5 protein-coding genes, 1 tRNA gene and 1 rRNA gene are annotated in these 13,450 nt (G+C 70.7%); 1 reads left to right on the forward strand and 6 read right to left on the reverse strand.

Going from position 1 to position 13,450, the window contains the following annotated elements; translation table 11 throughout:
- Positions 1-63: 63 nt before the first annotated feature.
- The 3 genes from ACFYZR_RS19740 to ACFYZR_RS19750 form a co-directional block, all read right to left on the reverse strand.
- A complete protein-coding gene (locus tag ACFYZR_RS19740) occupies positions 64-2,811 on the reverse strand; it encodes a DNA translocase FtsK (RefSeq protein WP_391911854.1) in 2,748 nt (915 codons plus the stop codon).
- A gap of 146 nt (positions 2,812-2,957) precedes the next feature.
- Positions 2,958-3,647 carry a two-component system response regulator gene (locus ACFYZR_RS19745; protein WP_391911856.1) on the reverse strand — a complete coding sequence of 230 codons (690 nt, stop codon included), beginning with the start codon at positions 3,645-3,647 and terminating at the stop codon, positions 2,958-2,960.
- A 274-nt stretch (positions 3,648-3,921) separates the two neighbouring features.
- Entirely contained in the window at positions 3,922-9,453 is a 5,532-nt protein-coding gene (locus ACFYZR_RS19750; RefSeq protein ID WP_391911858.1) for a HAMP domain-containing protein, read from the reverse strand.
- 212 nt (positions 9,454-9,665) lie between these two features.
- On the opposite strand from ACFYZR_RS19750, the gene ACFYZR_RS19755 reads away from it, so the two are divergent.
- Positions 9,666-12,326, forward strand: coding sequence for a SpoIIE family protein phosphatase (locus tag ACFYZR_RS19755; RefSeq protein WP_391911860.1), 2,661 nt, complete (start codon positions 9,666-9,668; stop codon positions 12,324-12,326).
- A 43-nt stretch (positions 12,327-12,369) separates the two neighbouring features.
- Here ACFYZR_RS19755 and ACFYZR_RS19760 read toward each other — a convergent pair.
- From ACFYZR_RS19760 to rrf, 3 genes are all read right to left on the reverse strand, one after another.
- Positions 12,370-12,442: transfer RNA gene (locus ACFYZR_RS19760), tRNA-Thr, on the reverse strand.
- A 79-nt stretch (positions 12,443-12,521) separates the two neighbouring features.
- The gene (locus ACFYZR_RS19765; RefSeq protein ID WP_391911862.1) at positions 12,522-13,238 is read right to left on the reverse strand and encodes a DegT/DnrJ/EryC1/StrS family aminotransferase; all 717 of its coding nucleotides are present in this window, start codon (positions 13,236-13,238) and stop codon (positions 12,522-12,524) included.
- A 118-nt stretch (positions 13,239-13,356) separates the two neighbouring features.
- A 5S ribosomal RNA gene (gene rrf / locus ACFYZR_RS19770) occupies positions 13,357-13,450 on the reverse strand; the annotation flags it as partial.

The raw sequence follows: 13,450 nt of genomic DNA on the forward strand, positions 1-13,450 counted from the left end.
CTCCGCCCGAGCCCGAGAGAAACGGTTGACCAGGGATCTTTTCCAGCTGCCGCCGCCCGGCCGCTAGGCCTGGTCCTCTCCTCGGATGATCGCGAGCACGCCGTCCAGCTCATCGGGCTTCACCAGCACGTCACGCGCCTTGGAGCCCTCGCTGGGGCCCACGATGTTGCGCGATTCCATCAGGTCCATGAGTCTGCCCGCCTTGGCGAATCCCACACGCAATTTCCGCTGGAGCATCGAGGTCGAGCCGAACTGGGTGGAGACGACCAGCTCGGCCGCCTGGCACAGCAGGTCGAGGTCGTCGCCGATGTCCTCGTCGATCTCCTTCTTCCTGGCCGTGCCGACCGTGACGTCGTCGCGGAAGACCGGCGCCATCTGGTCCTTGCAGTGCTGGACGATCGCGGCGACCTCGCCCTCCGTGACGAAGGCGCCCTGCATCCGGATGGGCTTGTTGGCGCCCATGGGCAGGAAGAGGCCGTCGCCCTTGCCGATCAGCTTCTCGGCGCCCGGCTGGTCGAGGATGACGCGGCTGTCGGCGAGGGAGGAGGTGGCGAATGCGAGCCGGGAGGGCACGTTCGCCTTGATGAGGCCGGTGACGACGTCGACGGAGGGCCGCTGGGTGGCCAGCACCAGATGGATGCCGGCGGCGCGCGCGAGCTGGGTGATCCGGACGATGGAGTCCTCGACGTCGCGCGGGGCCACCATCATCAGGTCCGCGAGCTCGTCGACGATCACCAGCAGATACGGGTACGGCGACAGCTCCCGCTCGCTGCCCTGCGGCGGGGTGACCTTCCCGGCGCGCACGGCGGCGTTGAAGTCGTCGATGTGCCGGAAGCCGTAGGCGGCCAGGTCGTCGTAGCGCAGGTCCATCTCGCGCACGACCCACTGGAGGGCCTCGGCGGCCCGCTTGGGGTTGGTGATGATCGGTGTGATCAGGTGCGGGATGCCCTCGTAGGCCGTCAGTTCGACGCGCTTGGGGTCGACCAGCACCATCCGGACGTCCTCGGGGGTCGCCCGGACCATGATCGAGGTGATCAGGCAGTTGATGCAGGACGACTTTCCGGAGCCGGTGGCACCGGCGACCAGGATGTGCGGCATCTTCGCGAGGTTGGCCATCTCGTAGCCGCCCTCGACGTTCTTGCCCAGCGCGACGAGCATCGGGTGGTCGTCGCCGGCGGCGTCCGCCAGCCGCAGGACGTCCCCGAGGTTGACCATCTCGCGGTCGCTGTTGGGGATCTCGATGCCGACGGCGGACTTGCCGGGGATGGGGCTGATGATGCGTACGTCGGGGCTGGCGACGGCGTAGGCGATGTTCTTGGTGAGCGCGGTGATCCGCTCGACCTTGACGGCCGGGCCCAGCTCGACCTCGTAGCGGGTGACCGTCGGGCCCCTGGTGAAGCCGGTGACCGCCGCGTCGACCTTGAACTCCGCGAAGACGTTGGTCAGCGAGGCCACTATGGCGTCGTTCGCGGCGCTGCGGGTCTTGCCCGGGCCGCCGCGCTCCAGCAGGCCGAGCGAGGGCAGCGCGTAGGTGATGTCACCGGCGAGCTGGAGCTGCTCGGCACGCGCGGGCAGACCGCCGGGCACGGGCTCGGGCGCGGGCTTGGTCAGGTCGGGGACGCTGGCCGGTCCGGCCGGACGGCTCGCGGCGTGGTCGGCGTACTCCTCCGCGGCGGGCTTCTTCCGCCCGGCGGCGCGCCCGCTCCCGGCCCGGGCGCCGTCCGTGGCGGCGCCGGAGACGGCGCTGCTGAGGTCGGCGACGAGCGGGGTCGGCGGGACGCCGTGGAGCACGGCCCCGTCCAGGGCCGCGGCGGCCGCCGCGGCGAGGTCCACCGCGTCCGGCTCCCGGTCCCCCGCGGGGGCCGGCGCGGCGCGGCGGGGCTTGCGGCGCCGCTCGAGCGCCTCCTCCTCGGCCTGGTCGGGGCCGGTGGTCGCGGCGGTGCGCCGAGGGCGGCGGGCGGGGGCGGCGCGCCACTCGTCGTCGTAGTCGTCGTGGTCCGCGTATCCGGCGACGGCCTCGTGTCCGTACTCCCCGGGGTGCGGCTCGATGACCCCGAGCCTTATGCCGAGCTCCCTCAGCCTGCGCGGGATGGCGTTGACCGGGGTGGCCGTGACCACGAGCAGCCCGAAGACGCTGAGCAGCGCCAGCAGCGGTACGGCGAGCATCTCGCCGACCGTGAAGAGCAGGGGCTTGGAGGCGACCCAGCCGATCATGCCGCCCGCGTCCCGCACGGCCTGCCAGCCGGAGCCGCGGCCGGGCGATCCGCAGGCCACATGGACCTGTCCGAGGATGCCGAGGACCAGCGCGGACAGGCCGATGATGATCCGTCCGTTGGCCTCCGGCCGCTCGGGGTGGCGGAAGAGCCGGAGCGCTATGACGGCCAGGAGTATCGGTACGACGAGGTCCAGGCGGCCGAAGGCGCCCGTGACGAACAGGCGGATGAGGTCGCCTACGGGTCCGTCGAGGCTGGACCAGGTGCCGACGGCGACGATGAGGGCGAGGCCGAGGAGGAGCAGCGCGAGCCCGTCCTTGCGGTGGGCGGGGTCGAGCCCCCTGGCGCCCCGGCCGACGCCCCGGAAGATGCTCCCGGCGCCGTGCGCGAGTCCGCGCCCGACCTTGCGGGCACCGCCCGGCGGGCGCTTGGCGGCGGCCTTCCTGGCCGGCGCCTTGCGCGCGGGCGGCCGGCTCGCGGGCCGGGCCGGGGACTTCTTCGCGGCGGTCTTCTTGGCAGGGGCCCCTGCGCGCCCGGCGCGCTGTTTGGAGGTGCCCGCCGCGCTCTGGGAACCCTTGCCGGACGTACGTGAGGCCATGGTGCCGAGGTTACCGGTGTCGGCGCCGCGGTACACGTGCGGTCGGGCGTTCACCCGTTCGTGTCGACTGGCCGTAGTGACGGGGGTGACACAGCGTCAAACCCCGGCCGCCGCCGTGCCGGAGCGACCGGGCGGCAAGAGCGCGGTCAGGTCTGCGAGGGGACGGGGCTGGCGCCGCTGCCGGCTCCGGGCTCCAGCGCATCCAGGGCGCGCCGCAGTCCGGTGAGCTTGCGCTCCAGATGGGCGGCGGTGGCGACGGCAGCCGCGTCGGCGGACTCGTCCAGCTGTTTGGAGAGCGCCTCGGCCTGCTCCTCGACGGCGGCGAGCCGCGCGGAGAGCTCGGCGAGCAGCCCGGCGGGCTCCTGGGTCTCGAGCACCCCGGTGCGGCCGGAGTGACCGCCGTTCTCCAGCTGGAGGCGCAACAGGCTGGCCTGCTCGCGCAGCTGGCAGTTCTTCATGTACAGCTCGACGAAGACCGAGACCTTGGCGCGCAGCACCCACGGGTCGAAGGGCTTGGAGATGTAGTCGACCGCGCCCGCCGCGTAGCCCCGGAAGGTGTGGTGGGGGCCGTGGTTGATGGCGGTGAGGAAGATGATCGGGATGTCCCGGGTCCGCTCCCGCCGCTTGATGTGCGCCGCGGTCTCGAAGCCGTCCATGCCGGGCATCTGCACATCCAGCAGGATCACCGCGAAGTCGTCCGTCAGCAGCGCCTTGAGCGCTTCCTCCCCTGACGATGCCCGTACCAGCGTCTGATCGAGCGCGGAGAGAATGGCCTCCAGCGCCAGCAGATTCTCCGGCCGGTCATCGACCAGGAGGATCTTGGCCTTCTGCACCATGCCCCGTCCTCCTCGTCCCGGCTTGGGGTCTCCCCGGCTCGCGGAGCCGGGAGAAGCACCGGGCGCCGCCCCGGGGGACGACTCCCTTGCGCCGCCCGTCCTTGTGCCGGTCATGGTAGCCGCACCCCGCCCGTCGCCACACCCTGTCACCGCGATGTCACTGTGCACGTAGCAGAAACGCGGTGGGGGACCAGAAGGTTCCCCGAATACCGCGCCCCCACACGCCTTCGGCCACACTGAGTCAGCAAATTGTCAAAGAGTGAACGAGATTCCGTCACTCTGCGCGCATCCACTGCTCCATCACCGTAAGAAGATGGTCAGTATCCACAGGTTTCGTGACATAGTCGGACGCTCCGGCGTCGATGCTCTTCTCCCGGTCGCCCTTCATGGCCTTCGCCGTCAGCGCGATGATGGGCAGCCCCGCGAACTGCGGCATCCTGCGGATCGCCGCCGTCGTGGCGTAGCCGTCCATCTCCGGCATCATGATGTCCATCAGGACCACCACGACGTCGTCGTGCTGCTCCAGCACCTCGATCCCCTCGCGGCCGTTCTCCGCGTAGAGCACCGACAGCCCGTGCTGTTCCAGCACGCTGGTGAGGGCGAACACATTGCGGATGTCGTCGTCGACGATCAGCACCTTCTCGCCGTTGAACCCGCCGCTGAAACCGCCTCCGTAGCCGGTGTCCGCGCCGGCGCCGAAGCCGCCGAGCGTGAACTCGCCCCCGCTGAAGGCCGGCTGCGGCCGGCCCGCCGGAAGCTCCGGGGACGGCGCGCCGGGCAGCCGCGCGCCCGGCACCGCCCCGTCGCCCTGACCGTCCCGGGCCGGGGCGGCCGCCCGCCCGGCGGCCTGGGCCGCCCGGCGACGGCGCAGGAAGAGCCCCGCGGCCTGCCGCGCCGGAGAGGCGTCGCCCTCCGCCGCGCCGTGCCCGCCACCGGGCGACTCCTGCCCGGCGGCCACGAGGCCCTCCCCGCCCGGCTGCGGATAGCCCTGGGGCGGCAGCTCTCCGGGGTTGAGCGGCAGGTAGAGGGTGAAGGTCGAGCCCCGGCCGGGCTCGCTCGCCGCGTCGATCTCACCGCCGAGCAGCCGCGCGATCTCCCGGCTGATGGACAGGCCCAGGCCCGTACCGCCGTACTTGCGGCTCGTCGTGCCGTCGGCCTGCTTGAACGCCTCGAAGATGACACGCATCTTGCTCTGCGCGATACCGATGCCGGTGTCGGTGACCGAGAAGGCGATCATCTCCCCGTCGGGGTCCCTCAGCGACCCGGCCTCCAGCAGCTGCTCCCGGATGCTGTCCGGGACCTCCGCTCCGGCCGGGCGGATCACCAGCTCGACCGCGCCGGTGTCCGTGAACTTCACCGCGTTCGACAGCAGGTTGCGCAGCACCTGCAGCAGCCGCTGCTCGTCGGTGTGGAGCGTGGTCGGCAGCTCCGGCGAGACCCGCACGGAGAAGTCCAGGCCCTTCTCCGCCGTCAGCGGCCGGAAGGTCGCCTCCACGTAGTCGACGAGCTGGACGAGCGCGATCCGGGTCGGGCTGACGTCCATCTTGCCCGCCTCGACCTTCGACAGGTCCAGGATGTCGTTGATCAGCTGGAGCAGATCCGAGCCCGCCCCGTGGATCGTGTCGGCGAACTCGACCTGCTTCGGCGAGAGGTTGCCCTCGGCGTTGTCGGCCAGCAGCTTGGCCAGGATCAGCAGCGAGTTGAGCGGCGTGCGCAGCTCGTGCGACATGTTGGCCAGGAACTCCGACTTGTAGCGCATGGAGACCGCGAGCTGCTCCGCCCGCTCCTCCAGCACCTGCCGGGCCTCCTCGATCTCGGTGTTCTTCACCTCGATGTCGCGGTTCTGCCGCGCCAGGCGCTCGGACTTCTCCTCCAGCTCGGCGTTGGAGATCTCCAGCGCCTTCTGCCGGTTCTCCAACTCCGCCGACCGCTCGCGCAGTTGCTCGGTGAGCTCCTGCGACTGCTTGAGCAGCACCTCGGTCTTGGTGTTGACGCTGATGGTGTTGACGCTGGTGCCGATCATCTCGGCGATCTGGCTGAGGAAGTCCTTCTGGATCTGCGCGAACGGCTGGAAGGACGCCAGCTCGATCACACCGAGGACCTGCCCCTCGAAGAGCACCGGCAGCACGATCACATGGGCCGGCGGCGCCTCGCCCAGCCCGGAGGCGATCTTCAGATAGCCCGGCGGGACGTTCTCCACCAGGATCGTGCGCTTCTCCTTGGCCGCCGTGCCGATCAGCGACTCGCCCGGCAGGAAGGACGTGGGCATCGACCCCATCGAGTAGCCGTACGAGCCGAGCATCCGCAGCTCGTAGGCGTCCGCGCCGCCCTCCCCCTCGTGCGGGCCCGTCGGCATCGCCAGGAAGAACGCGCCGTGCTGCGCGGAGACCACGGGCGTCAGCTCGCTCATGATGAGCCCGGCGACGTCCTCCAGATCGCGGCGGCCCTGCATCAGGCCGGAGATCCGGGCGAGGTTGCCCTTGAGCCAGTCCTGTTCCTTGTTGGCCAGGGTGGTCTCGCGGAGATTGGCGATCATCGTGTTGATGTTGTCCTGGAGCTCCAGGATCTCGCCGGCCGCGTCGACATCAATCTTGAGGTTGAGGTCTCCGCGGGTCACCGCGGTGGCCACCTCCGCGATGGCCCGTACCTGCCGGGTCAGATTGCCCGCCATCTCGTTCACCGACTCTGTGAGGTCGCGCCACGTGCCGTCCACGTCACGCACCCGAGCCTGACCCCCGAGCTGGCCCTCGGTACCCACCTCGCGGGCCACCCGGGTCACCTGGTCGGCGAAGGACGACAGCTGGTCGACCATCGTGTTGATGGTCGTCTTCAGCTGGAGGATCTCACCGCGCGCGTCGATGTCGATCTTCTTGGTGAGATCGCCCTGCGCGATGGCGGTGGTCACCATCGCGATGTTGCGGACCTGGCCGGTCAGGTTGGACGCCATCGAGTTCACCGACTCGGTGAGGTCCTTCCAGGTGCCGCTCACACCCGGGACGCGCGCCTGGCCGCCGAGGATGCCGTCGGTGCCCACCTCGCGCGCCACGCGCGTGACCTCGTCCGCGAACGAGGACAGCGTGGTCACCATGGTGTTGACCGTGTCGGCGAGCTGCGCCACCTCGCCGCGCGCCTCGACGGTGATCTTCTTGGTCAGGTCGCCGTTGGCGACCGCCCCCGCGACCTGCGAGATGCTGCGGACCTGACTGGTCAGATTGCTGGCCATCAGGTTGACGTTGTCGGTGAGGTCCTTCCAGATGCCGGTGACGTCCCGCACCCGCGCCTGACCGCCCAGCTGACCCTCCGTACCCACCTCTCGGGCCACCCGGGTGACCTGCTCGGCGAAGTCCGACAACTGGTCGACCATCGTGTTCACCGTGGTGACGAGCTCGAGGATCTCGCCCTTGGCATCGACCGTGATCTTCTTCGACAGGTCGCCCTTGGCGACCGCCGTGGTCACCTCGGCGATGTTGCGCACCTGGGACGTCAGGTTGTTGGCCATGAAGTTGACCGACTGCGTGAGGTCCTTCCAGGTGCCCGAGACGCCCTGCACCTCCGCCTGGCCGCCCAGGATGCCCTCGGTGCCGACCTCCCGGGCCACCCGTGTGACCTGCTCGGCGAACGAGGACAGCTGGTCCACCATCGTGTTGAGGGTGTTCTTCAGCTCCAGGATCTCGCCCCGGGCGTCCACGTCGATCTTCTGCGAGAGGTCACCGCGCGCCACCGCCGTCGCGACCTGAGCGATGTTGCGGACCTGCGCGGTCAGGTTCTCCGCCATGCCGTTCACCGAGTCGGTGAGGTCACGCCAGACGCCCGCCACTCCCGGCACCTGCGCCTGACCGCCCAGCCGGCCGTCCGTACCCACCTCGCGGGCCACCCGGGTCACCTGCTCGGCGAAGGCCGAGAGCTGGTCGACCATGGTGTTGATGGTGTTCTTCAGCTCCAGGATCTCGCCGCGCGCGTCCACGTCGACCTTCTGCGACAGGTCGCCGCGCGCCACCGCCGTGGTCACCTGGGCGATCTGCCGCACCTGGGAGGTGAGGTTGCCCGCCATGAAGTTGACGGAGTCGGTCAGCTCCTTCCAGGTGCCGCTCACGCCCGGCACCCGCGCCTGGCCGCCGAGCCGGCCCTCCGTGCCCACGTCCCGCGCCATCCGCGTCACCTGGTCGGCGAAGGACGACAGCTGGTCCACCATGCCGTTGACGGTGTTCTTCAGCTGGAGCATCTCGCCGGAGACGTCCACGGTGACCTTCTGCGAGAGGTCGCCGTTCGCCACGGCCGTCGTCACCTGGGCGATGTTGCGCACCTGGCCGGTGAGGTTACGGAAGGCCGTGTTCACCGAATCGGTGAGGTCCTTCCACGTGCCCGCCGCACCCGGCACCGCCGCCTGCCCGCCGAGCTCGCCCTCGACACCGATCTCCCGGGCCACCCGCGTCACTTCGGCACCGAAGGACTGAAGCTGGTCGACCATCCCGTTGACGGTGTTCTTGAGCTCCAGCATCTCGCCGGAGACGTCCACGGTGACCTTCTGGCCCAGATCGCCGTTCGCCACCGCCGTCGTCACCTGGGCGATGTCCCGGACCTGGCCGGTGAGATTGCGGAACGCGGTGTTCACCGAATCGGTGAGGTCCTTCCACGTGCCCGCCGCACCCGGCACCTGCGCCTGACCGCCCAGCCGGCCCTCGGCACCGACCTCATTGGCCACCCGCGTCACCTCGTCGGCGAAGGTGCGCAGCGTCTCCGTCATCTGATTGATCGTCTCGGCCAGCTGCGCGATCTCACCGCGCGCGCTCACCGTGACCTTCTGCGAGAGGTCGCCGTTCGCGACCGCCGTCGTCACCTGCGCGATCCCGCGCACCTGGGCCGTCAGATTGCCGGCCATCAGATTGACCGAGTCCGTCAGGTCCTTCCAGACGCCGGCGACGCCCGGCACCTGCGCCTGACCGCCCAGCTCGCCCTCGGTACCCACCTCACGGGCCACCCGCGTGACCTCGGAGGCGAACGACGACAGCTGGTCCACCATCGTGTTGACCGTGTTCTTCAGCTCCAGCATCTCCCCGGCCACATGCACCGTGACCTTCCGGGAGAGATCGCCCTTCGCGACAGCCGTCGTCACGAGAGCGATATCACGCACCTGAGCGGTCAGCCGGGACGCCATCGTGTTGACGGAGTCCGTCAGGTCCTTCCACGAACCCGACATACCCCGCACCCGGGCCTGCCCGCCGAGCTTGCCCTCGGTACCGACCTCGCTCGCCACGCGCGTCACCTCGTCGGTGAACGCCGACAACTGGTCGACCAGCCCGTTGACCGTACGCCCGACCTTCAGGAACTCGCCGCGCAGCGGATGCGCGGAACCGTCCGCTCCCTGGGAGCGCAGATCCATCCGCTGTTCCAGATCGCCCTCGGCCACCGCCGACAGCACCCGGCCCACCTCGGACACCGGCCGCACCAGATCGTCCACCAGGGCGTTGCAGGCGTCGATCGCCGCCGCCCAGGACCCCTCGCAGGCGCCGAGCTCCAGGCGCTCCGTGAGCTTTCCCTCACGTCCGACGACCCGCCGCACCCGGTTCAGCTCGCCCGTGAGCTGGAGATTACGGTCGGCGACCTCGTTGAAGACGGCGGCGACCTCGGCCATCACCCCGTCCCCGGGGACCGTCAGCCGCTTGCGGAAGTTCCCGTCCCGCATCGCCTCCAGGGCCGAGAGCAGCCGGTGCAGCGCACCGGCGTCCACCTCGATCGTCCCGTTGGGCCGGGCCCGTCCGCCCTTCGCGCGCGTGCTTGCGGCCCGCGCCGTCGCGCCAGACTCCACCGTCGTCCCTCCCGCAGGTTCGATCATCCTCGTCGGGCTTCCGCTTCGAGCTTTCCCAGTGTTTCACCCCGGCCCAACCAGGCCATAACAGTCGGCAGCATCGCACACGGTCCACCGGCACCCCCAAGTGTGGAATCCCTGTGCACCGGCACCCGCATACACGGCGGAGGTAAGTAACCTGGCATCCGGCCGGGCAAGGAGGGGCGCTGCACATGGGTGAGCAGATCGCCGAGACATTGATGAGGAGACCTGTGATCACCGCGCGGGCTGCCGCCACCTTCGAGCCGGTCGGGCGCTCGGTAGCGGCCGCCCGGGCCTTCGTCCGGGACACTCTCCAGGGCTGGGGCTTCCTCGACGTCATCGACGACGCCGTCGTCCTGACCAGCGAGCTGGTCACCAACGCCGTCGTCCACGCGGGCACCGCCGCCGAGGTGCTGTGCGTCCGGATGAGCACGGGCGTACGCGTCGAGGTCGCCGACCGCTACCCCGAGCGCGAGCTGCCCGTGCAGAGCCCCGGCCGCGCCTTCGGCGGCCTCGACCGCGAGGGCGGCCGCGGACTGCTGCTGTGCGCCTCCCTGGCCACCCGCTGGGGCGTCGAGTACACCGCCACCCACAAGACCGTCTGGTTCCGCCTCGACCTGCCCGACCGCCCGGCCGGCACCCGTTCCGCGGGCCCCGCCCTTCCCGCGGAGGCCCTGCCCGTCGCCGACGCCCGCGTCCGCGTCGCCGTCGTCCAGATCGACCACCAGGGCGCCCTCAGCGCCTGGAACGACGACGCCCAAGAACTGTTCGGCTTCAGCGCCAAGCAGATCATCGGCAAACCCCTCACCGACCTCGCCGCCTGGCCGCACACCCCCGGCACCTCCACCGGCATCGAGGAAGCCCTGCGCCTCTCCCGCTGGGAGGGCTCCTACGGCATAAGGGGCGCCGACGGCCGCATCGTCCCCGTCTACGCCTCCCACCTCCGCGTCCGCGACAACGCCGGCGCCCCCTCCACCGTCTGCCTGCTCGTCCGCGACGAGGAGCGCGCCGTCCTGCAGACCCCGCAGCGCGCCACCGGCTCCGACGCCTCCACCAGCGAGCGCGGCGCCGCCACGGACCCGTTCGAGGTCTTCATCGGCTCCCCCGCCCCCGACGACCTCGACGGCCTCCTCCAGCGCACCGTCGAGCGCGCCCGCGACATGCTCGACGGCGACTCCGCCTATCTGCTGCTGGCCACCGACGACGAGACCGAACTGGAGGTCCGCGCCTCCACCGGCCTGCCCTCCACCCGCCAGCGCTTCGCCCGCGTCCCCGTCGAGGCCGGCACCGGACGCTACGGCTCCGCCCGGATGCCCGCCGTCCACGACGACCTCAGCGTCGTCCCCGGCGCCGTCCCCCTCCTCGCCGACACCGGCATGCGCTCCGTCGTCACCGTGCCCCTCAAGGTCGAGGGCCGCCTGACCGGCTCCCTCGGCGTCGCCGCCGAGTCCCCCCGCCGCTACGGCAACGAGGAGGCACTGCGCCTGCAGTTCGCCGCCGACCGCATCGCCCTCGCCGTGGAGTCGGCCCGCCTCGGCGAACTGGAGCGGCTGCGCCGCGGCTCGCTCTCCTTCCTCGTCGAGGCCTCCGACCTCCTCGCCGGCACCCTCGACCGCGACCAGACCCTGGCCCTGATGGCCCAGATGACCGTCCCCACCCTGGCCACCTGGTGCGCCGTCTACACGATCGCCGACCAGAGCTCGGACCCCGAGCTCTCCTACGTCCTCCACGAGGACGAGGACCGCATCGACGGCCTCAAAGCCCTGCTGTCCAAGGTCGCCCCGCCCGACCCGGTCCCCACCCCCGGCGCTCGCGTCTGGACGGCCCCCACCGAGGCCGCCCACGCCGCCGCCCTGCGCACCTCCCTGCGCAGCCTCGGCCTCCCCGACGCCACGGGCGACATCCCGGCCCCCGGCCCCTCCCTCGCCACGGCTGCCGCCGTCGGCGGCGAGACCGTGGTCCTGCCCCTCGTCGCCCGCAACCGCGTCATCGGCATGCTCACCCTCGGCAAGCCCAGCGACGACCACTTCCGCCAGGAGATCCTCGAACTCGCCGAGGACCTCTCCCGCCGGGCCGCCCTCGCCCTCGACAACGCCCGCCTCTACAGCGAACGCACCGCCATCAGCCAGAGCCTCCAGCGCAGCCTCCTGCCGCCCGAGCTCCCGGACGTCCCCGGCGTGGAGGTCGAGGTCATCTACCGCGCGGCCGGCGAGGGCAACGAGGTCGGCGGCGACTTCTACGACGTCTTCCCCATCCGCGACGGCGCCTACGGCTTCGCCATCGGCGACGTCTGCGGCACGGGCCCGGAGGCGGCCGCCGTCACCGGCCTCGCCCGCCACGCCCTGCGCCTGCTCGCCCGCGAGGGCTTCGGCGGCCCCGCCGTCCTCCAGCGCCTCAACGCCGCCATCCTCGACGAGGGCGCCCGCAGCCGCTTCCTCACCCTCCTCTACGGGGAGCTGCGCCCACAGCCCGACGGCAGCGCGCTCCTCAAGGTCGTCTGCGCCGGCCACCCCCTGCCGCTGCGCCTGCGCCAGGACGGCACCGTGGAGCCCGCGGCGGACCCGCAGCCGCTGCTGGGCGTCATGGAGGACCTGGAGCTGTACGAGCAGACCGTCACCCTCGACCCGGGAGACGTCCTGCTGTGCGTCACGGACGGCGTCACCGAACGCCGGGAGGGCACACGCATGCTCGGCGACGACGGCCTGACGGACGTTCTGACGACGTGTACGGGCCTGACGGCCGGCGCGGTCGCGGCACGCGTTCTCCGCGCCGTGGAACGCTTCGCCGCCGAGCCCGCCTCCGACGACATGGCCATCCTGGCCATGCGGGTGCCGGAGCGTCAGGACCGATAAACGAAGAAGGCCCCCGCCGAATGGCGGGGGCCTTCTTTTTCAGAGCCCCAAAACGGAATCGAACCGTTGACCTTCTCCTTACCATGGAGACGCTCTGCCGACTGAGCTATTGGGGCCGGCAACGAGATAAAGCATACCCCACGTTCGCACTGGCTTTTGACCGCCGGACGGGGCCGCTCAGGTGGCTCAGACGGCTTAGGCGGCAGCGGGGAGCAATCCGCCGAGAGAGTTGCAGGCCGATACGAGCCGCTGGAGTTCCCGGCGCGACGAGGCCTCGTCCATGGGCAGGGCCAGACATTCGTCGGCGGCCCGCTCCGTCTCCGGAAGCCTCAACGTCTCCGGGAGCTTCAACTCCCGCATGAACGACGGCAGCCGGTGCACGGGCGTCTGTACGGGCACGTGGCACCGGACGCCACGGGCTCGCAGCGCCCGGGCGAAGGCGTCCCGGTCGGGCCGGCCGTTGCCGGGGACGCGGACGACGTAGGAGTCGTAGCGGTGCACGTACCCGGGGGCGGTCGCGGGTGTCACCACTCCGGAGAGACAGGCATCGAGGTAGGCGGCGTTGGCCCGGCGCCGGTGGAGGTCCACATGGTCGATGCGTGCGACGCATTCGGTGTGTTCGGTGTGTTCGAGGACGAGCAAGGCGCCGTCGACGGCTGCCTGCCGCAAGGCGGCCAGGTCGGCCGGGTGCCCGAAGAGGGAGACGGGCACGATGGCGGCGGTACGCGACGTCACCGCGCCGGCCACGGAAACCGGGTCGAGGCAGAAGGTGACGGGATCGATGTCAGCGAAGACGGGGAGGGCTCCGACCCTCCGAACGGCCTCGGCAGCCCCAGCAGTCGCATACGAAGGAACGATGACCTCGCTCCCCGCCCCCACACCCGCGGCGACCAGCTTCTCTTCAGTCCGCATGCCGGGGATGCTGCCCACACGACGTTAACCGGACGTGACGCCAGGTAGTTCATCATGAAAACAAAAAAGCTCTGACGCATGAACCGGGGTTCATACATCAGAGCTTTTTTGAATAATAGTTCGGCGGCGTCCTACTCTCCCACAGGGTCCCCCCTGCAGTACCATCGGCGCTGAAAGGCTTAGCTTCCGGGTTCGGAATGTAACCGGGCGTT

It is taken from the genome of Streptomyces sp. NPDC001678 (assembly GCF_042892945.1).
Taxonomy (GTDB): domain Bacteria; phylum Actinomycetota; class Actinomycetes; order Streptomycetales; family Streptomycetaceae; genus Streptomyces.

Coding starts and splice junctions, on each gene's coding strand:
- ACFYZR_RS19740 (WP_391911854.1), bottom strand. CDS start 2,811: ATGGCCTCACGTACGTCCGGCAAGGGTTCCCAGAGCGCGGCGGGCACC.
- ACFYZR_RS19745 (WP_391911856.1), bottom strand. CDS start 3,647: ATGGTGCAGAAGGCCAAGATCCTCCTGGTCGATGACCGGCCGGAGAAT.
- ACFYZR_RS19755 (WP_391911860.1), top strand. CDS start 9,666: ATGGGTGAGCAGATCGCCGAGACATTGATGAGGAGACCTGTGATCACC.
- ACFYZR_RS19765 (WP_391911862.1), bottom strand. CDS start 13,238: ATGCGGACTGAAGAGAAGCTGGTCGCCGCGGGTGTGGGGGCGGGGAGC.